This window comes from Prochlorococcus sp. MIT 1304 (assembly GCF_047305015.1).
Classification (GTDB): Bacteria; Cyanobacteriota; Cyanobacteriia; order PCC-6307; family Cyanobiaceae; genus Prochlorococcus_A; species Prochlorococcus_A marinus_E.
On sequence record NZ_CP138974.1, the window covers coordinates 1,305,890 to 1,330,725 of the forward strand.

Consider the following 24,836-nt stretch of genomic DNA (forward strand, 5'->3'; position numbering starts at 1 on the left):
ACAAAAAAAAAATCAATTTGAGAATATTTTGTGATATTTCTCAAATTGATTAATTTAAAATATTGTTTTCTTTTATTTATGCATCGTAATACATGAAGAATTCATGTGGATGAGGCCTTTGTCTTAGTTGTTGTACCTCTTCGTATTTTATATCGATAAAGTTATCAATAAAATCTTCAGTAAATACTCCACCAGCTAATAGATAATCCTTATCTGCTTTTAGCGCATTAAGTGAATCATTTAGAGATGAAGGGACTGTATCGATTTTTGCAAGTTCATCAGCTGGAAGTTCAAATAAATCTACATCTACTCCATCACCAGGGTCAATTTGATTTTTAATTCCATCAATACCAGCAAGCATCATTACAGAGAATGCTAAGTAAGGATTTGCAAGTGCGTCACCTGATCTGAATTCTAATCTCTTAGCTTTGGGGCTTGGTCCTGTTAAGGGTATTCTTACCGCAGCTGATCTATTACCCTCAGAATAAACTAGATTTACTGGTGCTTCGAATCCTGGAACCAATCGTTTATAACTATTAGTAGTTGGGTTAGTAAATGCTAAGAATGATGGCGCATGTTTAAGTATGCCTCCGATGTACCATCTTGCTGTTTGAGATAAATTTGCATATGATCCTTCACCAAAGAATAGTGGCTGTCCACTCTTCCATAAACTTTGGTGAACATGCATTCCTGTTCCGTTATCGTTAAAAACAGGTTTTGGCATAAATGTTGCTGTTTTTCCATATTTTTTTGCAACATTTCTGACAACGTATTTATAAGTCATAACGTTATCAGCAGCATTTATTAACGAATCAAATTTCATTCCAAGCTCGTGTTGGCCTGCACCAGCAACTTCATGGTGATGTTTTTCGGTGGGGATACCTAATTCACCCACAAGAAGTAGCATCTCAGATCTGATATCTTGCGCAGTATCATTTGGAGCTACTGGAAAATATCCTTCTTTATATTGTATTTTGTATCCAAGGTTTCCCCCTTCTTCAATTCTCCCTGTATTCCATGGAGCTTCAATAGTATCTACACTATAAAAACAACCTCCTTCTTTAGAGTCATATCTAACATCATCAAATAAAAAGAATTCTGGTTCTGGTCCAAAAAATGCAGTATCTGCTATACCAGTCGAGTCTAAATATTTTAAAGCCTTTTGAGCTAATGCTCTTGGACACCTATCATAAGGTTCCCCGCTTCTTGGCTCTTGAATAGAGCAAATCATACTTAAAGTTTTATGTTTATAAAAAGGATCTATCCAAGCTGTACTTGCATCGGGAACCATTGACATATCCGAGGCATTAATTGCTTTCCAACCTCTTATTGATGAGCCATCAAATGCCAAACCTTCTGTAAAAGAATCCTCCTCTATCATGTCTGAGGTAAGGGTTAAATGTTGCCATTTTCCATGAATATCAGTGAATTTTAAATCGATGAGTTCAATTCCTTCGTCTTTAATTTGACTTAAAACATCTTGAGGGGATTTAGACATAGTTTTGTAATACCTTATATGAAATTAATAACTTGATGATTCTTGTTATGTATCAACGGTAACTTTTTTTAAGACTTGATGTCTTCTTTTAGTGTTTCAAGTCATAAGTTTAATAATTGTTTACTTAAATATTTAAATTGAATTAATTTCTTTAAATAAATATCGCTTATATGGAGATATTAGTTTAATTTAAAAGTAATTGAATGTAATGCTTTGACGGAAGCAAAAATTATTTCGGCTTTAAATGAAGAGAATTTTTCTCATTTCTCAAAGACTTATGTTCCCTCTAGACTTTTATTAGGTCCTGGTCCTTCAAACGCACATCCAGAAGTCTTAAGCGCTCTTTCTTTGAATCCTATTGGCCACTTAGATGAAGCATATATTTCATTGATGTCTGACGTTCAACAACTTCTTAGATATACCTGGCAATGTAATAATCGTCTGACTCTTCCAATGAGTGGCACTGGAAGTGCAGCTATGGAAGCCTCAATAGCTAATTTTATAGAGGAGGGAGAAAAAATTCTTATCGCTAAAAAAGGATATTTTGGAGACAGACTTGTTGATATGGCAACAAGATATAAAGCAGATGTATCTGTTATGGAAAAACCTTGGGGTGAATCCTTTTCTTATGAAGAAATCAAGTATGAAATAGAAACTAAAAAACCAGCAATTTTTGCTATCGTCCATGCTGAAACATCAAGTGGGGTTTTACAACCTCTTAATGGAATTGGTGAAGTATGTAGAAAAAATAACTGCTTGTTTTTAGTTGACGCAGTTACATCCCTCGGCGCTCTTGAACTATTGATAGATGAATGGAAAATAGATTTAGCATATAGTTGTAGCCAGAAAGGATTAAGCTGTCCGCCTGGACTAAGTCCTTTTACAATGAATAAGAGAGCTGAAGATAAACTAAGTTCAAGAAAAACAAAAGTCCCAAACTGGTATTTAGATTTATCTCTTTTAAATAAATATTGGGGTTCTGATCGCGTTTATCATCATACGGCCCCTGTAAATATGAATTTTGCTATTCGAGAAGGTTTACGATTAATTGCAAATGGTGGTTTAGATAATGTTTGGTATAGACATAATACTAATGCAAAGAAACTTTGGAAAGGATTAGAAAGTCTAGGCATGGAATTACATGTATCAGAGGATTATAGATTGCCAACTCTTACAACAGTTAAGATCCCACCTGCAGTAGATGGAGATGGTTTTAGAAATCATCTTTTAAGAAAATTTGGAATAGAAATAGGAAATGGACTTGGAGAATTGTCTGGTAAGGTTTGGCGCATAGGATTAATGGGCTTTAACTCAAGTGAGGAGAATGTAGATAGATTATTAAACCTATTTGATACTGAATTAAAAAAATATTCTATTTTTGAGTCCTCAACTTTTTAAACCATAATTGTAAATTTTTACAGCATTCGTCTTCTAAAATACCTCCTACGATTTCCATTTTGTGATGAGAACTTTTATGCTTCGATAAATCAATTGAGCCGCCCAATCCACCTCTTTTTTTATCGTAGGCCCCAAAAACAACTTTACCCATCCTTGCCTGTATAAGTGCCGAAGCACACATAGTACATGGTTCTAAATTTGTGATGATAATACATTCATTAAATCTCCAATCATTTTTTATTAGAGATGCCTGCCTTAGTGCCATAATTTCAGCATGACCCAATGGATCATTATTTATATTTCTCCTATTAACCCCTCTTCCAATACATCTTCCTCTCTCATCTAAAATTATTGAACAGATTGGTAACTCAACTTTTCCAATTTCTTCTGATCTTCTTAAAATAGAACTCATCCATTTGGTGTATTTTAGAGTATTTGTTCCTTTCTGTTCATCATAATTACTATTTACATTTTCAAAAATATACCTCATTTACAAATATTAAGAATAAACTTATTAATAGATATCTTATCTGATGACTGAAGATTTAATTAATAAAAAAGATATATACTTCCCTTCGTATTCAGGGACTAACGATAACTTAATTACTCTCCTAAACAAAACAACTCAAATTCTTTGTGACTGGTACTCTAAAGCAGATAAAAATGGTCCTTTACCTTTTGATGAGAGTTTCAATTGTATTATGCCTTCGGAAGATGGTAACTCTGAGGAAGATTTGTTTTCTGAGATTGAATCTCTTTTGAATAATTCATTTAATCCCGTTCATCCTGGCTCACTAGCTCACCTTGATCCCCCACCATTAATTTTCTCTATTTTGGGAGATTTGATTGCTGCTGGTTTAAATAATAATCTTCTTGCATACGAATTATCACCAAGTGTAACCTTGCTTGAGGAATCATTATGCAAATGGATTGCCAAGAAAATAGGGTTTAATGATTCCTCAGGAGGTATAGCTGCTAGCGGAGGTACATTAAGTAATCTGAATGCACTTATTGCAGCTAGAAATAATGCTGGATTAGCTACAAATCCTAATTCTGTATTACTTGTTAGTGAAGATGCTCATTCTTCTTTCGTTAAATGTATAAAAGTAATGGGTCTTGATACTAGGAATCTTGTCAGGATTAAAACTGATAATCATGGTCGAATGGATATAAACGATCTGAGAAACTCTTTAGATAAATGTTCAACAGAAAATAAAAAAATATTTGCTATTGTTGCCACTCTTGGGACAACTGTAAGAGGAGCCATTGATCCTATTAAAGAAATAAGTGAAATCTGTAAACAAAGAAACATATGGTTACATATTGATGGTTCAATTGGAGGGATTTTTGCTATAACTTCTATTCCAGTAGAAGGTCTAAATAATATTAATCAGGCTAATTCGATAACGATAAATCCACAAAAAATTATTGGTATTACAAAGACTTCATCTTTGTTATTGGTTTCAAATATGAGTACTTTAGAAAATACTTTTAATACTGGACTACCTTATATGTCATCTAAAGAAAATATTATAAATAGAGGAGAAATAGGCATACAAGGTTCTAGACCTGCAGAGGTTATCAAACTATGGCTTGGGTTACGTTTTTTAGGTCTCAAAGGAATAGAAAATATATTAAAAACATCAATTAAAAGAAAAGAATTTTTTGTAAAAAATATTAGTAAAAATAAATTTGATATATATTCAGGTCCTCTTCATATTGTTTCATTCTTACCAAATAAACTTGAGCAAAAAGACTCTGATGCATGGACTCAAACTAAAGTAAATGAACTAAGTAATAATAATTTTATGCTTTCCAGACCAAAATTTAAAGGTAGATATTTTTTAAGGGTTGTCATGGGAAATTACAATACAAAGGATTCTCATATTGAAGAACTTTTGAGACTTCTTGATGCTTAACTAATGAATATGGGAAGACCAAAAATTATTGCAAAAGTAACAGGGTTTATCTCTATAGCTATTTGCATTGCTTATTTACTATTAATAACCATCTTTGATTTCAGAACTTATCTAAATGATCAATTATCCAATATTAATTAGTAAATGGAGGTAAACTTTTATTTGATTTAAAATATTTTTTCATTTCAATTTTTGAAATAGCTTCTTTTACGAAATTATTTAAAATATCCTCTCTTTTACTTATTCTATAGATCTTATCTACTACTTCTTGAATTCCTCCATCACCCCAATCTTGACCATTTTTAAAATATTCAATCAAACTTAATCCTACTATTCTTATTAACCAGCCTGCTGTAACTGATTGTATAGATTTAGATAATATTATTTTAGTCAAGCTTGTAGCTAAAGCAGGAGAAAGAATGGCGAGACCCCCTTTTAATATTCCTTGTTTAGCCAATACACTTAGCAATGAAGTCGCCAAATCTTTTGCATCTTTTTTTGTAAGTTTTATTTCATATATTTTTGATAACTCCATTATCATTTGAAGGTTTACGGAGGTAGTAGTAAGAAAATCAACAGCTGGTAATGGATTAACTAGTATTACGCCTCCTGTTATCCACATATATTTTTTAATAACTTTATTGGACATTAAATATCTTTGTTCTTGTACGAAATTTTTACTTTTAATACCTAACTTATTTGAGCGAAAAAGAATATTATCAGCCAATAACTCTTCACCATTATTATCGAGGGTTTCAATTATTTCTCTAAATAAACTTCCTACCTCAGGGATTAAATTTAAAGAATCAGATTTTGTATAGGTAGATTTTTGAGGGACCGCAATTGTTTGAACGACGGATATTTTATTTTTTATAGCGGATGTTATGGAAATTATATTTTCTTTGATAAGGTTATTTTCATCTCTAGACCTCAAATCACATTTATTTAGAACTATTATTATTTTTTTCCTTAATTTCAATAATTCTTTAATTAAATAGTTTTCGTATTTATTTATGTCCTGATCTAACACAAAAAGAACTAAGTCAGAATTTGATGCTTGTATTATTGTTGCTTTTTCTCTTTCTTCACCTAATTTAGATGGTTCAAATAAACCTGGAGTATCTAAAATATTAATATTTCTTTTTAAAATCGGTATACGAATTTTATAGCTATTAATTTGCTTAGTTGTACCTATTTTTGCTGAGGTTTCTCCTACAATATTTTTCAATAAGGATCTTGCTATAGATGTTTTTCCTGAGGAACCTGCTCCAAAAAGAGTAACTTTATAATCTCCTGTTTTTAATTGGGACTCTAGTTTATTTTTTTGGTAATTTAACAATTCAGCTTTTACTTTATCGCTAATTTTTTTGTTAATTTTCTCGACTCCTTCCAAACTTATCTTGGCAGCCCCATATGCATTTTTGAATGAAAGTGTATTTTTTTTATTTTTATATATAACTTTATAAACTATTTTTTTAAATAATTTTTTATCAATATTATAAAAAGTATAAATAATTATAATTAAAAATAAAAGAGTATAAATATTTACTATTCTTACAAATATAGAAAATAAAATATAAAGAAATAATATCAATACTACATACTTTATGTACTTTAATTTCAAGTAATTCATTTTATCGATTATTTTTAAAAATGTTATACAGTAAAATAATGAACCCAATATTAATAGATATATCAGCAATATTAAATACTGGAAAATTTATAATATTTAAATTTATAAAATCAACTACAAAACCTTTATATATCCTATCTATACCATTACCAATAGTTCCTCCAAGAATAAAGCTATAAGAATATAGATCTAATGAGTTTAAAGTATTCTTCCTAAACATTAAATAAATAATTAATATAGAGAAAAAAATACTTATTAAAGATAAAAATACTCTACTACCACTAAATATATTAAATGCTGCTCCGTAATTTTTTACAAAGTCTAATTTGAATAAAAGAAAATCTTTATTTAAAAAAATTTTATGATTATAAAATATAAAATATTTCGTAAACTGATCTATTAGAACAATAAAAATACTTAATGAAAAAAAATATAATTTTGTTTGTATTTTATTAATCATTATTTGTTATGTTTTAAACGTTCTATAGGTTTAATAAGTAATAAAAGTGGAAAAAGCATTAAAAAATGATATCCAATCTTACCTAATGAGTATTTCCCTAAATTATATAAAAATAAATTAAATTGACTGTACAATATTATTTGTACGAAGTTGTATAATATTCCAGTTAAATGCATAGCAACTATTGCTATTAATCCGTTTTTTAAAAAACTTCTAACGTTTATTTTATTTCTATTGTTTAAATTATCAATTATTTTGATTAATGGATAATAACCTAATAAATAACCAAAATTTGGAGTGAGCAAATAACCCATTGAACCTCCTTGATGAAAGATAGGAAATATAAATAACCCCAAAATTATATATATAGAAAATGCTCTGAAAACAACCTTTTTATGGAATATAAGTGTTAATAAAATTACGGTTGGAATTTGCCATGTGATAGGCAACTCAAAGTTATTGCTAGATTTATAGATAAAAGGTAGAGGAATATAAACAGGTATCATTGATGTTATTACAAGTGATTGAAGACTCACCAGTATCTCAATTAATTTATAAAAATTGAGCATTATTATAAATTCTATTTATAAACTTCTTAATGCAACAATTGGATCTAATTTAGAAGCTCTTTTTGCAGGTAAAACGCCAAAGATTAAACCTATTGATCCTGAAATGATCATGGTGGAAAAAGTAGTTGTAATTCCTACCGATGCAGGAAGAGGTGTTATCAGAGATAAAAGAAAAACACCTGATAATCCAGTTGTTGTTCCAATTAATCCTCCAATTGTAGATAAAATCAATGCCTCAATTAAAAATTGAATTAATATATCTGACTGTTTAGCTCCTATTGCTTTTCTAAGTCCAATCTCTTCAGTCCTTTCGCTTACAGAAACTAGCATAATATTCATGATTCCTATGCCTCCAACCACTAAAGATACTGCACCAATACCAGCCAATAAAAACGTTAATCCACTTGTTATGTTGGTTACTATATTCAGCGCATCTTCTTGCGATCTAACCGCAAAGTCATCATCTCTTATTATTTTATGTCTTTGCCTTAATAAATTAGTAATCTGAAATTTAGCAGCACTAGTTGCATTTTTATTTATCGCTTCAACACTTATGAAGCTTAAACTTACTCCATATGTCGGGTCCTTTCCTGTAATCCTATTGACCATTGTGGTTAATGGAATATAAGCATTTTTGTCTTGATTACTTCCAAATACAGCACCTTTGGGTTTTAATATTCCGATAATTTCATAAGTATGGTCTTTAATTCTGATTTTTTTTCCAAGTGATGAAGATTTATCTTTGAAAAATTCATCTTTAAGATCAGGACCTATCACAACATAACTTCTTGCACTATTAACATCACTTTTTGATAGAAATCTACCCTTATCAACTTCAAAGCTTCTTACTTCAAGAAATTCAGGAGTAACACCAGCAATTGATATATTTAAACTTTTAGAATTTGATTGCACTATTTCGTTAGCAGAGATTTGAGGAGCTACTTTTTTAACTGTTGGTACTTGGTTGCTTATTGCTATTGCATCTTCTAAAACTAGGTTTTTAGGAAATGAAATACCCCTTCTTCTTGTGTCATTATTTCCTGGAACGATAAATAAAACATTGGCACCTAAATTACTTAATTGGTTCTTTGCTAATGTTTGAGCACCTCTACCAAGTCCAACAAGTGTAATAACTGAGGCATTTCCTATAATTATCCCAAGCATTGTTAACGAACTTCTCAATTTGTTCGAAACTAAAGTTTTTGTTGCCATGCCTAAGGCTTCTTTTATTGAAATATTCCTAGACATATTTATATTTATCTATTGCATCATCATCTTCAATTTGGCCCATGTATATGACACCTTCATTAAGCTGGAGAGTAATGAGATCTCCATTACTGATTTGATGACTATCCATATTTTCTAAATTACAAATTGTAGAAATCTTTTTATTATTTTTGTTAAAAAAAGCATAAACATCATTTACATTTTGGTTCGTAACAATGCCTGCAATATTTTTACTCAGTGGAATATTTTTCATTAATTCCTTCGGAACAAATAATATTTCACCTGGGCAAATTAAAGATATATCAAGATTATTTTTAATTATTCTTGCTTTACCTGTAACACCGATTTCCCCTATTGAAATTCCTCTTGATACAATCCTTCTTACTAAACCGACTTTTATTAAATCTGTAGAGCCACTAATTCCAGTTAATGTACCTGCGGTTTGAACTACTAAATCTCCTTGATTAAGGATCCCCATCTCTTGAGCAATTTGCATAGCTAAACTAAAAGTTTTTGCTGTTCTTTCATCATTTTTAACTACTATTGGAGTAACTCCCCAAACAAGTTGCAATCTTCTCGCTACACTTCTTTCTGTAGTAGTTGCCAAGATGGGTGTTGGTGGTCTGAACTTACTTACATTTCGAGCGGTAGAACCTGATTTAGTTAAAGGGATTATAGCTCCTGCTTCAAGTTGTCTAGCTATATTGCTTACTGCTGCGCTAATAGCATTTGGGATCGTACTGGGTAAGTGGCTTTCAATAGCCTTAAGTGGATAATCCCTTTCAATTCTTCTTGCTATAGTTGCCATCGTTTCAACTGCCTCCACAGGATAATCGCCAACTGCAGTTTCGTTTGAAAGCATTACTGCATCTGTACCATCCAGAATTGCATTTGCAACATCACTAACTTCGGCCCTGGTTGGTCTTGGGTTAGAAGCCATTGAATCAAGCATTTGAGTCGCTGTAATTATTGGGATACCTAATGAATTAGCTTTTCTTATTAATTCCTTTTGTAAAAGAGGAACTTCTTCGGCAGGCATTTCTACTCCCAAATCACCTCTTGCAACCATAACCCCATCACATAAGGGTAATACTGTATCGATCTGATCGATTGCTTCAAATTTTTCTATTTTTGCGACTACAGGAGTTGAATGACCATTTTTATTTATTAAATCTTTTATCTCATTTATATCGGATGGATTTCTTACAAAACTTAGTGCGATCCAATCAACTCCTTCAGATAATCCAAATTTTAAATCCTTTTTATCTTTTTCTGTTAATGCTTTTACTGATAATTGAACATCTGGAAAATTAACACCTTTATTGTTTGAAAGAACCCCTCCTACAGTTACCATGCACTCCAAATTATTAGCTTTTGTATCAACTTTTTCTACAATCATTTCTATTTTTCCATCATCTAAAAGTATTCTTTTTCCTTCGCTAACTTCTTGAGAAAGTTTTTCGTAGGTAACATTTGCAATAGTATTCGTACATTCGACTTCATTTGATGTAAGTGTGAATTTATCGCCTTTTTTAACTTTTACTGGCCCATCTTTAAAGCGCCCTAATCTTATTTTAGGTCCTTGTAGATCTTGCAATATCCCAATATCTATATCTAACTTTTTTGATACTTCCCTTATGGTTTTTATTCTATCAGCATGATCTTTATGATCGCCATGTGAGAAATTTAATCTGAATGTTGTTACTCCAGCTTTAATTAAATTTGTAATTATCTCTTCAGATTGAGTTGCAGGGCCAATAGTTGCTACTATTTTTGTTCTTCTTTTTAAATCAATATTCGACATATATAGATAATATTGCTAGATATAAATAAATTTACCATACCCAAAGTTAGTTATTTAAGTCATGGATTTTAAAACTTATCAGAAAAAAGCTAGAGAAACAGCACAATATCCAGATTTAGGTTCAAATAATATTTATCCAACTCTTGGTTTAGTCGGGGAGGCTGGTGAGGTGGCAGAAAAAGTGAAAAAGGTTTTAAGAGATAAAAATGGAATATTTGATAACGAATCAAAATTAGGTATTAAAAAAGAGTTAGGAGATGTTTTGTGGTATTTATCAAATCTTTGTACAGAATTAAATTTCAATTTAGAAGATGTTGCATTACAAAATCTCGAAAAATTAAAATTAAGAGCTGCTAAAGGCAAGATAAGAGGTTCTGGAGATGATAGATAAAGTCAGCTATAACCTAAGCTTGCATACTGGAGATTTGTAATTAAATTTTGGATAACATTTAAAAGTAAAAAAGCTAACAAAGATGAAATATCAAATCCACCTATTGGAGGGATAATACCTCTAAAAATGTTTAAATAAGGATCTGTGATAGAAGTTAATGCAGATAAAACACTGTTACTCCAATCAATACCTGGAAACCATGTAAGTAAAATTCTTATTATCAATATGAAAGAATAAATTGATAAAGTTTGACCCAGAACTGCAAAAATCTCAGATACCATTATCTTTTCGTAATTTAATACATCCTAACATTTACTTATTATTGCTGCTTATTATTACCGCTTCCTATATTTGAGAGATATTCATTACTTACAGCAAAAGTTTGAAAAAACTTTTCTGATAATGATAGCCAATATGATCTCCCATCTTTTTGCTTCCGTTTGACGATGAATTTCTTTTCTAATAATTCTTTAATATGATCATAGGCACCTGAACCTCGAAGAAGTATAAGATCTGATTGAAGTATCTTTTTTTTGATCGCAATAGTTGCCAATGTCCTTAATTCGGATGTTTTCAAATCAGAAGGAAGTAAATCATCGACGAATTCATTAAGACTAGATTTTAGTTCTAGAGAAAAACTGTTATTAACTGCATTTAATTCAATAGCTGAGTTGGGATTAGAGTATTTATTTTTTAGATCTTTAATTGCATCATTTATTGAGTTTATATCAGAATTAGTAATTTCTGAAAGATCTTTTTTTGTTATTGGTCTGCCTTTTAAGTATAGAACAGCTTCAACTTTTGTAACTAGATCTATATCAGATATTGGCGTGGTATTTATATCAGATTGATTGATTTTAATTACCGAAATCTTTCCTAATTTACCTTAAATTTAATCTGATGCACCAAGGAATAATCTATATGTATCGTTTTGCGTTTCATCCCAGAATTTATAGCCTAGAATTTTTACAAAATTATTCCACTCTAAAATCTCATTTTTATCGATCAAAACTCCAATAACAATTTTCCCTACATCAGCTCCATAATTCCTGTAGTGAAATACGCTTATAGACCAATTAGATTTCATATTATTTAAGAAGTTTATTAATGCGCCAGGCCTTTCAGGAAACTCAAATCTGTATAAAAGTTCAATAAAGTTTCTATATTCCATCTCTTTAAAATCCCTTGGTAATCTTCCACCTACCATATGTCTGAGATGATTTTTAGATAATTCATCATCACTTATGTCAATAAATGAGTACTCAGAATTTCTAAATACATTTAATAGATTTTTTTTATCATTTAAACCATAAACTTGAACCCCTACAAAGATCTGTGCATTCTTAGAATTCGACATCCTATAGCTAAATTCAGTTAAATTTCTACTATCAAGTAACTTACAAAAATCAATAAGACTACCAGCACGTTCAGGAATTTCAACAGCCAACATTACTTCTTTACACTCTCCAAGTTCTGCTCTTTCTGCAACAAATCTAAGCCTCTCAAAATTCATATTTGCACCACATGCAATCGCAACCATTTTTCTATTTGAATGATTCGAATTAAAAATATCTTTTTTCATTCCCGCAATTGATAAGGCACCTGCAGGTTCTAGTATTGATCTAGTATCCTCAAAAACATCTTTTATAGCAGCACAGATTTCGTCAGTATTAACCCTAATCATCTTATCTATATACTTTCTACCAATATCAAAAGTATTTTTACCAATTTTTTTTACCGCCACTCCATCTGCAAATTGACCAACAGAAGATAGTTCAACAATTTTTTCTTCTTCCAAGGATTTCGTCATAGCGTCTGCATCTTCAGGCTCTACACCAATTATTTTTACTTCAGGCCATATTTTTTTAACGTATAAGGATATTCCTGATATCAATCCCCCACCACCTACAGCAATATAAATTGCATAAGGTTTTTCATTAAGCTGCTGTTCAAGTTCTATAGCTATAGTACCTTGTCCTGCTATTACTTCTGGATCATCAAAGGGATGAATGAAGCATAAATTTCTTTCTTGGCTAATCCTTATTGCCTCTCTGTAGGTTTCATCATAGTTATCGCCATATAATATAACTTTTGCTTTTAAATTTTTTACTGCATTAACTTTTACTAGAGGTGTGGTAATGGGCATTAATATGGTTGCTTGGCAATTTAACTTAAGGGCACTTAGTGCAACCCCTTGAGCATGATTACCAGCACTAGAAGTAATTACTCCCTGAGCAAGCTGTGAATTAGTGAGCTTACTCATTTTGTTATAGGCACCTCTTATTTTGAATGAAAATACATCCTGAAGATCTTCTCTTTTTAGAAAAACTTCATTATTAAGTGTATTACTTAAATTATGAGCTTTCTCTAGTGGTGTTTTTTTTGCGACTTCATAGACTTCAGCTTGAAGTATTTTTTCAAAATAATCATCCATATATATATTTTTAGCATTAATTATTAATCTAATAAAACATTACATGATCTATTTCAAAAAAAATACTCATTTTGCACCTCGGCGTTTTAGATTATATAGATACCAAATTTTGTTAAATGCTTTTAAGTGAGTTAAGTCATCCAAATCAACTTCATGGCTTAACAGTTTCACAATTAGAAGAAATTGCTTGTCAAATTAGAGAAAGACACCTTCAGGTAGTGTCTACTAGTGGAGGACATCTTGGTCCTGGATTAGGTGTAGTTGAGTTGACCTTGGCTTTATATCAAACTCTTGATCTTGATTTTGACAAAGTTGTTTGGGATGTAGGACATCAAGGCTACCCTCATAAATTAATTACAGGACGTTTCAGTCAATTTGATTCTCTAAGGCAACAAAATGGAGTCGCTGGATATCTAAAAAGAAGTGAAAGTAAATTTGATCATTTTGGTGCTGGACATGCAAGTACTTCTATTTCAGCTGCTTTAGGAATGGCAATAGCAAGAGATAGAAAAGGTGATAATTATAAATGTGTCGCTGTTATTGGAGATGGAGCACTAACTGGAGGAATGGCATTAGAAGCTATAAATCATGCAGGTCACTTACCAAATACCCCTTTAGTAGTTGTATTGAACGATAATGATATGTCTATTTCACCTCCGGTTGGAGCCCTTTCATCTTACTTAAATAAGGTAAGAGTAAGTCCACCATTACAATTTTTGTCCGATAGTGTTCAAGAAAGTGTAAAAAATATTCCCCTAATTGGTAAAGATATCCCAGAAGAGCTCAAAAATATTAAAGGAAGCGTTAGACGACTATCTGTGCCAAAGGTTGGAGCTGTTTTTGAAGAACTTGGATTTACATATATGGGTCCAATTGATGGTCATGATATTGGTAACTTAGTTAAGACCTTTAACGCTGCCCATAAACTTAAGAGACCTGTACTTGTTCATGTTGTTACAACAAAAGGGAAGGGTTACCCATATGCAGAAGCCGATCAGGTTGGATATCATGCACAGTCTGCATTTGATCTTACAACTGGGAAATCTATTCCATCAAAGAAACCTAAACCTGTTAGTTATAGTAAAATATTTGGTCAAACCTTATTAAAAATATGTGAGCAAGATAGCAAAGTCGTTGGTATTACTGCTGCAATGGCTACGGGTACTGGTTTAGATATTTTGCAAAAAAATATTCCTGATCAATATATCGATGTAGGAATAGCAGAACAACATGCAGTTACTCTTGCGGCAGGAATGTCTTGCGATGGTCTTAAACCTGTTGTAGCTATTTATAGTACTTTTCTTCAACGTGCTTTCGACCAATTAATTCATGATGTAGGGATACAAAATTTACCTGTATCATTCGTACTTGATAGAGCTGGTATAGTTGGAGCTGACGGTCCTACTCACCAAGGTCAGTACGACATCAGTTATATGAGATCTATACCTAATTTTGTATTGATGGCTCCAAAGGATGAGTCTGAATTACAGAGAATGTTAATAACTTCAATAAACCATAATGGTCCTACAGCTCTAAGAATACCCAGAGGCTCTGGATTAGGAGTGGCTATAATGGATGAGGGTTGGGAACCTTTGAATATAGGCGAAGCTGAAATAATTGAAGGAGGAGAAGATATTTTAATTATTGCTTATGGTTCAATGGTTGCATCAGCAATCGAAACTGCAAAGATCTTAAAAAATATGAACATTAATGCATGCATTGTTAATGCAAGATTTGTTAAACCTCTCGATAAAAATCTTATTATGCCTTTAGCAAGTAGGATTCAAAAAGTTGTAACAATGGAAGAAGGAACCTTAATAGGTGGATTTGGTTCCGCAATAGTAGAATTATTTAACGATAATGAAATAAACATTCCAGTATACAGAATAGGTATACCTGATGTTTTAGTTGATCATGCTTCACCTGATCAGAGTAAAGAAAAACTAGGACTTATGCCTGATCAGATGGCAGATAACATTGTTAAGAAATTTAAGTTAGTTAATTAAAAATTTAATAAATAAATATTTATAAAACACCTCTTGAGGCTAATCCTAAGATTGCTCCAATACCAAAAATATGACCTAGGCAATTAGCACCTACAACTGATGCGTGACTTAAACCACCATAGAATTTTGAATTAGGTATTTCAAAGCCTTCATTGGGTTTTCTAATTGTTGCTCTAGCAATTGCATAAGCAAAAACATTACATGCAATCATTACGACGGCACACTTTGGAGACCAAGAAAAAGTTGCTGGATCTGCAGCTGCAAATAATGTAGTAATCATAAAAAATCGTTATTTTTATATATTCTCTAATACTTTTACCTAAAAAACATAAAATTGTAAAAGGTCTTAAGAGTTGTTTACTTCTAAGCTATTTAATAACCTTATAAAACCAAACAAAATAACAAAATCACTTAGAGTTAGGAAGGATTCTGCAAATCCATGCAGGATGTCAACCTCCACAAGGGTTTTATCATAGTAATTTAGTGTGAAGATAGATACCAATATAGTTATAAATACGAATAAAACAGTTAAGGAAAATCCTGTTTTTACAAAATTATTAACAGATTTGATTTTATATAAGTAAAACAAAAATATTGCATATGGAATTATTGATGTAGCGAACAATAATGTATTATCAATTGAACCTAATTTTTCTATAAATTTAAAAAATAAATCATTCATAAGTCTCTTTTCCTTTAAAAATTATTATTGCAGCTAAGGCTAATGTTGAATTTCCAATAAATGTAAATATTCCTTGAAGTGATACTAGACCGTAAAGATTTTCTTGGTTGTCATACATATGCCATGTGATCGCACACATAGCACCTATTAAGTTTGGGACCATCGCAAGGCTTAACCAAAAAAATAAATTATATTTTTTATATGTAGAAATTTTATTTATGACTAATATGGCAAAAATCCATTCTATTACTGATGAGATATGTATTAACCAAGTTACAAAAGATAATTCGTGCAAAATTTTATATTTTTTTCTTTAAAACGTTGAGGACTTCTTTGGCATGATTTAAAGGTAGAACACTAATCCATCTGTAACTAATTTTCCCATCTGGAGAAATCAAAAAAGTATTTCTATCTGAGAATGGAGGAATCCAGGAACCATATTTATCACTAATAATTCCGTCAGGATCAGATAATAAAGTGTAGTTTATGGATCTCTCGCTGCAGAAACTTTCATGAGAATCTTCATTATCTGCGCTAATCCCAACAATTTCGGCATTATATTTTGAAAAATCTTTTTTTAATTCTGAAAAACCTTTAGCTTCAAGAGTGCAACCTGCTGTAAAGTCTTTTGGATAAAAATACATAACTAGCCACTGACCTTCAAAATCACTTAATTCCCATGTTTTTTTTGTTTTTATGTTTTTATTAAAACCTTCTAACTTAAAGTTAGGAGCATAATCACCTACTTCAGGAGCAAAATCAAAAGATAAGGCTGAATAACAATTAAATAAAATAATAAATGGTATTAATATACTTACAACTAAACTTCTCATCAAATTTAGAATTTATTTAAATCAACTCCATTTGATTTAGCAAATTTATCTAAACCTACTTTTTGAATAGACTTTAGGGCTTTGGTACTTATTTTTATATTTACCCATTTTTTGCCTTCTTCCCACCATAATCTCCTTTTTTGGAGATTAACTTGTTGCAATTTTTTTGTGCGAATATGTGAGTGACTCACTGCCATCCCGTTATTAGCTTTTGCACCTGTCAGTTCGCAAACTCTTGACATATTTATTGAGTTATATCTTTAAAAATTCTAACACATGGCTCAATTTGTTGAATTAAGTAATTCTGAAATTAATTCGGCATTATTATTTTGTAAATTAATGATCTGTTCTTGATCTAATCCACCAACTGAAAGCTTAGCCATATCGTAAACATGATTTGCAATTTTAGATGCCAATGGATTCTCAGTAGGGTCTTTCTCATCAATAATTATTTTGTTGCCTGTAATTTTATTAAGACCAACAATAAGTGGATGTTCTTTATTAATTAAGAGCACATGATATTCAGGTAAGCCAGGCATCTTTTGTTCCATGTAAGCTCCCATATCATTAATTCTTCTCATTTGTTCTGGAAGCAATATCATCGCTGGTGGAGCATCTTTACTTGAAAGTGACTGTACTTTAACTGTTACTTTCTCATTGTTAAGGGCCTTAACTATCGTATCTCTAAGATTATCTGTATTTGATTTGCCATCCTTATCTACAATTTCTTTTGATTCTTTATCTTCTATTTCATTTATCTCTGAATCTACCCTTTGGAATTGAAAATCTTCATTTTTACTTTCCAACCATGGAAGAAATTGTGCGTCAATTAAGGGATCTGATTTAATCACTTCTTTATTATCAGATAAACAGATTTTTAATGCACTAGACTGCGCAATCAAATCTGAACAGTAAATTATTTTTTTTGAATCAGTTAATTTATTTCGCTCTTTGTAATTTGCGAGAGTTGTGAAATATTTATCATTGGATTTGATGAGGGATTTATTTTCAATATTTTTGGTTACGTTTTTCTCTGAATTTATTATTGTTTCAAAAATTATACTGTTATTTACTAATTCAGCAAATTTTTCATCTTCGATAGCACCAATCTTAATAAATGCAGAGATTGAATCCCAAATTTCTGCATAAAATTCTGGAGAATTTTTTATTAAATCCTTCAGTTTATTAGCGATTTTTTTTGAGATAAATGATGATATAGATCTTACTTTTCTATCTGTTTGTAATGCACTTCTACTAACATTTAGGGGTATATCTGTAGAGTCAATAACTCCTCTTAGAGGTAAAAGGTATTTTGGTACTATCTCCTTAATTGAATCGCTTACGAATACTTGATTGCAAAATAGTTTTATTTCTCCCTTTTCCCAATCAGCTCTACCTGACAACTTTGGAAAATACAATATCCCTTGTATGTCATATGGATAATCTGTATTTAGATGGATCCATAATAGTGGATCTCCCTGGAAAGGATAAAGGTATTTATATAACTCAATATAATCTTCATCTTTTAATTCACTAGGTTGTTTTCTCCAGGGAGGATTTTTCTTATTAATTGTCTCTCCTTCTAGTAAGACATCTATTGGCATAAAATCACAATATTTTTTAATGAGTGATTTAATCCTTTCAGGCTCAATAAACTCTTTCTCTTCTTCAAGTAGGTGAAGAATTACATCTGTACCAATTGTCTCTCTTTCTGATTCCTCTAACGTGAAATTTGGCGATCCATCACAAGACCATTTGAAAGCTTTTGATTCCCCAATTGCCGACTTAGTTAAAATATCAACTTTATCTGCAACCATGAAACTTGAATAAAAACCTAGTCCAAAATGACCTATGAATTCATCATTATCTTTTTTGTATTTTGTTAGAAATTCTTCAGCACTAGAAAATGCAACTTGATTTATGTACTTCTTAATTTCTTCATCATTCATTCCAATTCCATTATCGGAAATTGTTAACGTATTTTTTTCACGGTTAATTGTTATTTTTACTTGTGCCTCCTCAGTATTTTCGCAATCGCCTGCCATAGAGGCCATTCTTCTTTTACTAATTGCGTCAACACCATTACTAACAAGTTCTCTTAAAAAGATTTCATGGTCAGAATATACTGCCTTCTTAATAATTGGGAAAATATTTTCAGTATTAATACGAATTTCGCCTTTTTCCATTTAAAAAAAATCAAACATATTAAATCTTATTTCGTAAAAACTAGTTAATCAAGTTTAATTAGGAGTATTGTCCGAACAATATATGAATTTAAAAGTTAAATAAATTTTAAAAAGGCTTTATTTTACCCACAAAATCTCACTACAATTATTTTCTTTCATAATTTGATTGGCTTTAGCCAAGTCATTAATTGGATTTAAATGTAAGACAGCAATATTTCCTTTTTTCTGTTGTACTTTTTGTTCATTCATCCCTTTTTCTAACAAATAAGAATCTTTAAACATCAATAAAATCTTTTTTTTATCTGTCTTTTCTTCCTTAATTAAATTTCTTAAAATGTCTACTGAAATTGTAAATCCAATCCCATTAAATATTTTCTCATTAGGACTAAATGATCTCACTAACTCATCATATCTTCCGCCTTTTGCGATGACGCTTTTATTTTTGCCATTATCCCCTATTAGTTGAAAAACTATTCCTTCATACAAATTCAAGTGAGGTTGAAAAGTGGGATCAAGTTGTAATTTAACACCATATTTATTTGATACATTTGATAATGTCTCAAACAAAAAATTTAAGTCATCTAATGTTTTACTAGTACCAAATATAGTTTTTAATTTTTTTAATATTGCAATGGGCTCTCCTCGTGTGAATAAAAGATCTTTAAGAATATATTTATCATTTTCATCTATTCTTAATTTAGATAAATTATCTTGATCAAAATTAACCAGACATTTCTTAATTTCTTCAAAATTATTATTCTTATATTTGTTCAGGATCAAGTCCATTATTTTTGTTGTGCTTACTAGTAGAAATAAATTACAACCATCCTTCAAATTAATATTATCGATTGAATCAAACAAAATATTAATAACTTCAATTTCTGGGTATTTTGTATCATATCCAATTAATTCAATTCCACTCTGCAATTTTTCTTGTAACTTAAATGAATTTTTATTATTTTGTTTTTTATCAAAAACCATTCCATTGGTGAATAACCTTATAGGTCTTTTCTTATTTATTAATCTAGTGGAAGACAATTTAACAATCGATGTAGTCATTTCTGGCCTAAGACATAATGAATTATTACTTACTATTCCTACAACCTGATTTTCATCAATAACGCCACGGCCTTTTATGGTCTCTAAAGTATTTATAAATGAGGGTGAAACCTCTTCATATCCCCATAGTTTATAAATACTATTTAAATTATTTATGATGTTTGAGTTATTTTTTACATCGATTAATTTAATTTCCTTTATATCGGTCATTTTAATATTTAACTATTTTTAGGTATAGAGATTTTTTTTTAATGGAGAAACTTTATCTAGTTCATTTTTTAATTCATTCTCAAGGCTGGGAGAACAAGCTAAAATTCTTCCTGAACTTAAATTAAATTCGCCTGATGGATAATCAGAAATAATACCACCAGCCTCTTTAACAATAATAGCACCGGCCGCTAGGTCCCATACCTCTAATCCTCTTTCCCAATATCCATCTACCTTACCTGCCGCAACAAATGCTAGATCAACTGCTGCTGCACCTCCTCTTCTAACACCTCTAGTTTTATGTGTTAAATAACAAAATTCTGCATAGTTATTATCCTCTGTCTCAAATCTGTCATAAGAGAAACCAGTTACAAGTAGACTATCAGAAAGATTAGATGGATTCGATACTTTAAGTTCACTATCATTGCAGAATGAGCCTAAACCAATACAGGCTGAATATAGTTCATTTAAATAAGGTACTGATATAGCGCCTATTATTGGCTTATTTTTATATACAAGACCAATAGAGGTCCCAAAAAAAGGATATCCATGGGAATAATTTGTTGTACCGTCTAATGGGTCTATACACCACGTTAAATCCGAAGATTTGGTTAATTTACCCGATTCCTCTGCATTTATAGATATGTTTGGCGTCTCTTCTAATAAATATTCTTTTATTTTGTTTTCAACTTCCAAATCTACATTGGTAACTAGATCACCTTTTCTACCTTTTGATGATATTTTTTGAATTTTATTGTAATTAACTTTTAAAATTTCATTACCAATTTGAGCGGAATTCTTGGCTATTTCATACAAAATGGATAAGTTAAATTGATTTGCAAGTTCCTCTATTTCACATAATTCAAACATGATAGTTAATCTTCCTCAAATTCCCAAGGTGGCGCAACTCTTGTATTTCCTCTCCCAAAATATTGTCCAAATTGTAAATCGTAAACTTCATCTTCATATGTAGTTTCTACCTCAAGATCTGAAGTTGCTTTAGCGACACAAAGAAGTGCGTAACCTTTGTCTTTTAAAGTCTGAGATACACCCATAGCTTCAGGTTGTTGTAGGGTACCAGATTTAATTTTAACTGCACAACTTGTACAGCAACCATTTCTACATGAAAATGCAAGTTTGAAACCTTTCTTTTCAAATTCCTTAAGTATGTAATCATCACTATTAACCTGCTCTTTGTAGACCTTTCCAGTTTCCTTATTTTTAATCGTGACTGTGAAAGTCTTTTTCAAATAACTTTCCTCTAAAATGGGATGATCAAGGGTTAAGATGGTTTTCTTGGGAGAGGTGGCCGAGCGGTTGAAGGCGCAGCACTGGAAATGCTGTATAAGGGCAACTTTATCGAGGGTTCGAATCCCTCTCTCTCCGTTTTATATTAGTTTATTTTGGTTAAATACATCAACACCTTTGTATTTAAAATATCTTTTAAAGTAGATGGTAATCTTTTTGACAGGTTATAAATAATCTTATTTATTTAAATTGAGTTGAAAATATTTGATTAATACTATTATATGTAGATATCTAAGAAAAAATTTTAATTAAATTATTAGTAAATTTTGCTTTAATTTAGCGATCTAAAATCATGGGGCAAATAGTTGGAATTGATTTGGGTACTACTAACTCTGTTGTCGGAGTTATAGAAGCTGGTCGTCCAATTGTTATTGCTAATTCTGAAGGTACTAGAACTACACCTTCAATAGTTGGATTTACAAAAGACAAAGAAATAGTAATAGGAGATCAAGCAAGAAGACAGCTTGTTCTAAATCCAAAGAATACCTTTTATAACCTAAAAAGATTTATTGGTAGTGACTGGGATGAATTAGATGAGAATAGTATTTCTGTTCCTTACAATGTAAAGGCTAATAATACAGGAAGCGTTAGAGTTCTTAGCCCAAATACAGAAAGAGAGTATGCACCAGAAGAATTAGTTAGCTCATTAATTAGAAAATTAATTAATGATGCTGAAACATATCTTGGAGATACTGTTGACTCTGCTGTTATTACAGTCCCTGCCTATTTCAATGAATCTCAAAGGCAAGCTACAAAGGATTCTGCAATATTGGCTGGTATAAAAGTAGATAGAATCCTAAATGAACCTACAGCAGCAGCTTTAGCTTATGGTTTTGAAAAAAGTTCTTCTAATAATGTGTTAGTTTTTGATTTAGGTGGAGGAACATTTGACGTCTCATTATTAAAAATTTCTAATGGTGTATTTGATGTTAAAGCCACTTGTGGTGATACACAGTTAGGAGGGAACAATTTTGATTCTAAAATAGTTGATTGGCTTGCAGAAAAATTTCTTGCTAAACATAATATTGATCTAAGAAGGGATAGGCAAGCTTTGCAGAGATTAACTGAGGCTGCTGAAAAAGCTAAATGTGAATTATCTGGATTGCAAAAAACAAAAATATCCTTACCTTTTATCACCACTAGTAAAGAGGGTCCATTACATATTGAGGAAACCTTAGATAGAAAAATATTTGAATCATTATCTCAAGATCTTCTGGATAGATTATTAGAGCCTGTGCAAATAGCATTAGATGACTCCGGTTGGAACGCAGATGATATAGATGAGGTAGTTCTTGTCGGCGGTAGCACAAGAATTCCAATGGTTCAACAATTAGTAAAGACTCTTGTTCCAAATGACCCTTGTCAATCTGTTAATCCTGATGAAGTTGTAGCAGTTGGAGCTGCGATACAATCTGGAATAATTAGCGGTGATTTACAAGATTTACTCCTAAATGACGTTACTCCCTTATCTTTAGGTTTAGAAACTATTGGTGGTCTTATGAAGGTCCTCATTCCTCGTAATACTCCAATACCAGTTAGACAATCTGACGTTTTTAGTACTTCTGAAGCTAATCAATCATCAGTGGTTGTTCAAGTACGGCAGGGGGAAAGGCCTTTAGCATCTGAAAATAAATCACTAGGTAAATTTAGACTATCAGGAATACCTCCAGCTCCAAGAGGAATACCTCAAGTTCAGGTTGCATTTGATATTGATGCTAATGGTCTTTTAGAAGTAAGCGCAACTGATAGAACCACTGGAAGAAAGCAAACAGTTACAATTTCTGGAGGTTCTAATTTAAATGAACAAGAAATAAATTCGATAATTGAAGAAGCAAAAGTAAAAGCCAATGAAGATAGAAAGAGAAGATCTGTAATTGATAGAAAAAATAGTGCTTTAACTCTTATTGCGCAAGCTGAGAGAAGACTTAGAGATGCTTCATTGGAATTTGGCCCTTATGGTGCTGAGAGGCAACAACGAGCTGTTGAATTAGCCATTCAAGATGTTGAAGAGTTTATAGATGATGATGATCCTCAAGAATTAGAAATCTCAGTAAGTGCTCTTCAAGAAGCATTATTCGGTTTAAATAGAAAATTTGCAGCAGAAAAGAAAACTGATAATAATCCCTTACAAAGCATTAAAAATACATTTGGATCATTAAAGGATGAACTCTTTTCAGATGATTATTGGGATGAAGATCCTTGGGATAATCAAATGAATAGAAATTATAGAAATTCGAGGTATGGTAATTCTAGGGACGATGATCCATGGGACAATGACTACTTCCTCTAAAAAAGACTATTTGTCGATTTTGGGTTTATCCCCCGATTTCGATGATAAAGAACTTAAAAAGGCTTTTCGAAGAGAAGCGAGAAAATGGCACCCAGATTTAAATAAAAACGATCTTAATGCAGAAGAGAGATTTAAATTAATTAACCAAGCATACGAATATCTACGCAATCCCAATATAAGAAAAGATATTTCTGATGAAAATATTCAGGATGATTACGAAAATAATAATTTCAAGACAGGTTTTCCTGATTTTCAAGATTATCTTGATTCATTATTTGGATATGAATACTCACCAAAGAATTACGAGGATTATGATAATGAGCCATTTGAGGATGAATCAATAAATACAAATAATGATGAATTTAACAATTATGAATACCCTACAACCTCTCCAGTAGAGCCGCCTCCAGTTAAACTCCACCAAGATATTGAAACAATTATTGAATTAACTCCTGATGAGGCCTTAAATGGAGCTTCAATTTTAATAGAGCTTGAAGATGAAACCGTAGTAGAAGTCGATACGCCTCCTTTTGCTGGAGATGGGTGGCGATTAAGACTTGAAAATATAGCAAGAGGAGGTAAAGATCATTATCTGCAGTTAAAAGTTCAAACCGAAAGTGGTCTAAGAATAGACGGTTTAAGAGTTCTTTATAAATTAGAATTATTTCCTCATGATGCTCTACTTGGTTGTGCAGTAGAGGTCCCCACCCTTGAAGGAAATGTCACACTTCAAGTGCCACCAAAATCATCTACGGGAAGAATGTTACGTTTGAAAGGTAGGGGTTTAACTTTCGAAGATAATGTTGGTGATCAATATGTTGAAATCTTGGTAGTGATACCTGCTGATATTAATGATGAAGAAATTGCTTTATATACAAGATTACAAGAATTATCACTTTCTGATTCTTAATCAAATATTATATAAATAGAAA

General features: G+C 31.3%; 25 protein-coding genes and 1 tRNA gene. 7 read left to right on the top strand and 19 right to left on the bottom strand.

Going from position 1 to position 24,836, the window contains the following annotated elements:
- Positions 1 to 76: 76 nt before the first annotated feature.
- A complete protein-coding gene (gene glnA, locus SIB45_RS07415; RefSeq protein ID WP_413682120.1) occupies positions 77 to 1,498 on the bottom strand; it encodes a type I glutamate--ammonia ligase in 1,422 nt (473 codons plus the stop codon).
- A gap of 213 nt (positions 1,499 to 1,711) precedes the next feature.
- Between glnA and SIB45_RS07420 the strand changes: the two genes are divergently transcribed.
- Positions 1,712 to 2,896 (top strand): pyridoxal-phosphate-dependent aminotransferase family protein, encoded by a 1,185-nt coding sequence (locus SIB45_RS07420; RefSeq protein ID WP_011862911.1) that lies wholly within the window; start codon positions 1,712 to 1,714, stop codon positions 2,894 to 2,896.
- Here SIB45_RS07420 and SIB45_RS07425 read toward each other — a convergent pair.
- Positions 2,871 to 3,386, bottom strand: a complete 516-nt coding sequence (locus SIB45_RS07425) for a nucleoside deaminase (protein WP_011862912.1) — start codon at positions 3,384 to 3,386, stop codon at positions 2,871 to 2,873. The two genes, SIB45_RS07420 and SIB45_RS07425, sit on opposite strands and share 26 nt — an antisense overlap.
- Positions 3,387 to 3,429: 43 nt before the next feature.
- On the opposite strand from SIB45_RS07425, the gene SIB45_RS07430 reads away from it, so the two are divergent.
- Positions 3,430 to 4,815, top strand: a complete 1,386-nt coding sequence (locus tag SIB45_RS07430) for a pyridoxal phosphate-dependent decarboxylase family protein (RefSeq protein ID WP_011862913.1) — start codon at positions 3,430 to 3,432, stop codon at positions 4,813 to 4,815.
- A 133-nt stretch (positions 4,816 to 4,948) separates the two neighbouring features.
- On the opposite strand, the gene SIB45_RS07435 is transcribed toward SIB45_RS07430, so the two are convergent.
- From SIB45_RS07435 to pyk, 5 genes are read right to left on the bottom strand one after another with little or no spacing between them, the layout of a single operon-like run.
- Positions 4,949 to 6,448, bottom strand: a complete 1,500-nt coding sequence (locus tag SIB45_RS07435) for a GTP-binding protein (RefSeq protein WP_011862915.1) — start codon at positions 6,446 to 6,448, stop codon at positions 4,949 to 4,951.
- A gap of 1 nt (position 6,449) precedes the next feature.
- A complete protein-coding gene (gene lspA / locus SIB45_RS07440) occupies positions 6,450 to 6,908 on the bottom strand; it encodes a signal peptidase II (protein ID WP_041484685.1) in 459 nt (152 codons plus the stop codon).
- Positions 6,908 to 7,477, bottom strand: coding sequence for a biotin transporter BioY (locus tag SIB45_RS07445; protein ID WP_011862916.1), 570 nt, complete (start codon positions 7,475 to 7,477; stop codon positions 6,908 to 6,910). Before SIB45_RS07445 ends, lspA begins: the two co-directional genes overlap by 1 nt.
- A gap of 15 nt (positions 7,478 to 7,492) precedes the next feature.
- Positions 7,493 to 8,725 carry an ABC transporter permease gene (locus SIB45_RS07450; protein ID WP_011862917.1) on the bottom strand — a complete coding sequence of 411 codons (1,233 nt, stop codon included), beginning with the start codon at positions 8,723 to 8,725 and terminating at the stop codon, positions 7,493 to 7,495.
- Positions 8,718 to 10,508 carry a pyruvate kinase gene (gene pyk, locus SIB45_RS07455; RefSeq protein WP_011862918.1) on the bottom strand — a complete coding sequence of 597 codons (1,791 nt, stop codon included), beginning with the start codon at positions 10,506 to 10,508 and terminating at the stop codon, positions 8,718 to 8,720. The genes SIB45_RS07450 and pyk overlap by 8 nt, the downstream gene beginning before the upstream one ends.
- 61 nt (positions 10,509 to 10,569) lie before the next feature.
- Between pyk and SIB45_RS07460 the strand changes: the two genes are divergently transcribed.
- Entirely contained in the window at positions 10,570 to 10,899 is a 330-nt protein-coding gene (locus tag SIB45_RS07460; protein ID WP_011862919.1) for a nucleoside triphosphate pyrophosphohydrolase family protein, read from the top strand.
- 2 nt (positions 10,900 to 10,901) lie between these two features.
- Here SIB45_RS07460 and SIB45_RS07465 read toward each other — a convergent pair whose 3' ends face one another.
- The 3 genes from SIB45_RS07465 to ilvA form a co-directional block, all read right to left on the bottom strand.
- Entirely contained in the window at positions 10,902 to 11,180 is a 279-nt protein-coding gene (locus SIB45_RS07465) for a YggT family protein (RefSeq protein WP_011862920.1), read from the bottom strand.
- A gap of 38 nt (positions 11,181 to 11,218) precedes the next feature.
- Positions 11,219 to 11,725 (bottom strand): SMC-Scp complex subunit ScpB, encoded by a 507-nt coding sequence (gene scpB / locus SIB45_RS07470; protein ID WP_029969066.1) that lies wholly within the window; start codon positions 11,723 to 11,725, stop codon positions 11,219 to 11,221.
- A gap of 66 nt (positions 11,726 to 11,791) precedes the next feature.
- Positions 11,792 to 13,333: a threonine ammonia-lyase, biosynthetic gene (gene ilvA / locus SIB45_RS07475; protein WP_011862922.1), complete on the bottom strand. Its 1,542-nt coding sequence runs from the start codon at positions 13,331 to 13,333 to the stop codon at positions 11,792 to 11,794.
- A 116-nt stretch (positions 13,334 to 13,449) separates the two neighbouring features.
- On the opposite strand from ilvA, the gene dxs reads away from it, so the two are divergent.
- Positions 13,450 to 15,339, top strand: coding sequence for a 1-deoxy-D-xylulose-5-phosphate synthase (gene dxs, locus SIB45_RS07480; protein WP_011862923.1), 1,890 nt, complete (start codon positions 13,450 to 13,452; stop codon positions 15,337 to 15,339).
- 19 nt (positions 15,340 to 15,358) lie between these two features.
- Here dxs and psaK read toward each other — a convergent pair whose 3' ends face one another.
- From psaK to SIB45_RS07525, 9 genes are all read right to left on the bottom strand, one after another.
- Positions 15,359 to 15,619 carry a photosystem I reaction center subunit PsaK gene (psaK, locus tag SIB45_RS07485; protein WP_011862924.1) on the bottom strand — a complete coding sequence of 87 codons (261 nt, stop codon included), beginning with the start codon at positions 15,617 to 15,619 and terminating at the stop codon, positions 15,359 to 15,361.
- A gap of 66 nt (positions 15,620 to 15,685) precedes the next feature.
- Positions 15,686 to 16,021 (bottom strand): DUF3593 domain-containing protein, encoded by a 336-nt coding sequence (locus tag SIB45_RS07490; RefSeq protein ID WP_011862925.1) that lies wholly within the window; start codon positions 16,019 to 16,021, stop codon positions 15,686 to 15,688.
- Entirely contained in the window at positions 16,014 to 16,316 is a 303-nt protein-coding gene (locus SIB45_RS07495; RefSeq protein ID WP_011862926.1) for a DUF2499 domain-containing protein, read from the bottom strand. Before SIB45_RS07495 ends, SIB45_RS07490 begins: the two co-directional genes overlap by 8 nt.
- Positions 16,317 to 16,320: 4 nt before the next feature.
- The gene (locus SIB45_RS07500; RefSeq protein ID WP_011862927.1) at positions 16,321 to 16,854 is read right to left on the bottom strand and encodes a peroxiredoxin; all 534 of its coding nucleotides are present in this window, start codon (positions 16,852 to 16,854) and stop codon (positions 16,321 to 16,323) included.
- A gap of 5 nt (positions 16,855 to 16,859) precedes the next feature.
- Complete coding sequence (gene rpmB, locus SIB45_RS07505; protein WP_011862928.1) at positions 16,860 to 17,096, bottom strand: 50S ribosomal protein L28; 237 nt, start codon at positions 17,094 to 17,096, stop codon at positions 16,860 to 16,862.
- Positions 17,097 to 17,135: 39 nt separating this feature from the next.
- Positions 17,136 to 19,040 (bottom strand): molecular chaperone HtpG, encoded by a 1,905-nt coding sequence (gene htpG, locus SIB45_RS07510; RefSeq protein ID WP_011862929.1) that lies wholly within the window; start codon positions 19,038 to 19,040, stop codon positions 17,136 to 17,138.
- 117 nt (positions 19,041 to 19,157) lie between these two features.
- On the bottom strand, positions 19,158 to 20,309 hold the full coding sequence (locus SIB45_RS07515; protein WP_011862930.1) for an ATP phosphoribosyltransferase regulatory subunit: 1,152 nt from the start codon (positions 20,307 to 20,309) through the stop codon (positions 19,158 to 19,160).
- A gap of 18 nt (positions 20,310 to 20,327) precedes the next feature.
- Positions 20,328 to 21,176: an inositol monophosphatase family protein gene (locus SIB45_RS07520; protein ID WP_011862931.1), complete on the bottom strand. Its 849-nt coding sequence runs from the start codon at positions 21,174 to 21,176 to the stop codon at positions 20,328 to 20,330.
- Between the two features lie 5 nt (positions 21,177 to 21,181).
- Positions 21,182 to 21,556, bottom strand: coding sequence for a 2Fe-2S iron-sulfur cluster-binding protein (locus tag SIB45_RS07525; RefSeq protein ID WP_011862932.1), 375 nt, complete (start codon positions 21,554 to 21,556; stop codon positions 21,182 to 21,184).
- Positions 21,557 to 21,605: 49 nt separating this feature from the next.
- Here SIB45_RS07525 and SIB45_RS07530 point away from each other — a divergent pair.
- The 3 genes from SIB45_RS07530 (at position 21,606) to SIB45_RS07540 (ending at position 24,814) form a co-directional block, all read left to right on the top strand.
- Positions 21,606 to 21,692: transfer RNA gene (locus tag SIB45_RS07530), tRNA-Ser, on the top strand.
- Between the two features lie 214 nt (positions 21,693 to 21,906).
- Complete coding sequence (gene dnaK, locus SIB45_RS07535; RefSeq protein WP_011862933.1) at positions 21,907 to 23,904, top strand: molecular chaperone DnaK; 1,998 nt, start codon at positions 21,907 to 21,909, stop codon at positions 23,902 to 23,904.
- Positions 23,855 to 24,814, top strand: coding sequence for a DnaJ C-terminal domain-containing protein (locus tag SIB45_RS07540; protein WP_011862934.1), 960 nt, complete (start codon positions 23,855 to 23,857; stop codon positions 24,812 to 24,814). The genes dnaK and SIB45_RS07540 overlap by 50 nt, the downstream gene beginning before the upstream one ends.
- Positions 24,815 to 24,836 lie beyond the last annotated feature (22 nt).

Bases quoted from the DNA above. Each gene is read 5' to 3' on its own strand.
- glnA (WP_413682120.1), bottom strand. From the start codon at position 1,498: ATGTCTAAATCCCCTCAAGATGTTTTAAGTCAAATTAAAGACGAAGGA.
- SIB45_RS07425 (WP_011862912.1), bottom strand. From the start codon at position 3,386: ATGAGGTATATTTTTGAAAATGTAAATAGTAATTATGATGAACAGAAA.
- SIB45_RS07430 (WP_011862913.1), top strand. From the start codon at position 3,430: ATGACTGAAGATTTAATTAATAAAAAAGATATATACTTCCCTTCGTAT.
- SIB45_RS07435 (WP_011862915.1), bottom strand. From the start codon at position 6,448: ATGAATTACTTGAAATTAAAGTACATAAAGTATGTAGTATTGATATTA.
- lspA (WP_041484685.1), bottom strand. From the start codon at position 6,908: ATGATTAATAAAATACAAACAAAATTATATTTTTTTTCATTAAGTATT.
- SIB45_RS07445 (WP_011862916.1), bottom strand. From the start codon at position 7,477: ATGCTCAATTTTTATAAATTAATTGAGATACTGGTGAGTCTTCAATCA.
- SIB45_RS07450 (WP_011862917.1), bottom strand. From the start codon at position 8,725: ATGTCTAGGAATATTTCAATAAAAGAAGCCTTAGGCATGGCAACAAAA.
- pyk (WP_011862918.1), bottom strand. From the start codon at position 10,508: ATGTCGAATATTGATTTAAAAAGAAGAACAAAAATAGTAGCAACTATT.
- SIB45_RS07460 (WP_011862919.1), top strand. From the start codon at position 10,570: ATGGATTTTAAAACTTATCAGAAAAAAGCTAGAGAAACAGCACAATAT.
- SIB45_RS07465 (WP_011862920.1), bottom strand. From the start codon at position 11,180: ATGGTATCTGAGATTTTTGCAGTTCTGGGTCAAACTTTATCAATTTAT.
- ilvA (WP_011862922.1), bottom strand. From the start codon at position 13,333: ATGGATGATTATTTTGAAAAAATACTTCAAGCTGAAGTCTATGAAGTC.
- dxs (WP_011862923.1), top strand. From the start codon at position 13,450: ATGCTTTTAAGTGAGTTAAGTCATCCAAATCAACTTCATGGCTTAACA.
- psaK (WP_011862924.1), bottom strand. From the start codon at position 15,619: ATGATTACTACATTATTTGCAGCTGCAGATCCAGCAACTTTTTCTTGG.
- SIB45_RS07490 (WP_011862925.1), bottom strand. From the start codon at position 16,021: ATGAATGATTTATTTTTTAAATTTATAGAAAAATTAGGTTCAATTGAT.
- SIB45_RS07500 (WP_011862927.1), bottom strand. From the start codon at position 16,854: ATGAGAAGTTTAGTTGTAAGTATATTAATACCATTTATTATTTTATTT.
- rpmB (WP_011862928.1), bottom strand. From the start codon at position 17,096: ATGTCAAGAGTTTGCGAACTGACAGGTGCAAAAGCTAATAACGGGATG.
- htpG (WP_011862929.1), bottom strand. From the start codon at position 19,040: ATGGAAAAAGGCGAAATTCGTATTAATACTGAAAATATTTTCCCAATT.
- SIB45_RS07515 (WP_011862930.1), bottom strand. From the start codon at position 20,309: ATGACCGATATAAAGGAAATTAAATTAATCGATGTAAAAAATAACTCA.
- SIB45_RS07520 (WP_011862931.1), bottom strand. From the start codon at position 21,176: ATGTTTGAATTATGTGAAATAGAGGAACTTGCAAATCAATTTAACTTA.
- dnaK (WP_011862933.1), top strand. From the start codon at position 21,907: ATGGGGCAAATAGTTGGAATTGATTTGGGTACTACTAACTCTGTTGTC.
- SIB45_RS07540 (WP_011862934.1), top strand. From the start codon at position 23,855: ATGGTAATTCTAGGGACGATGATCCATGGGACAATGACTACTTCCTCT.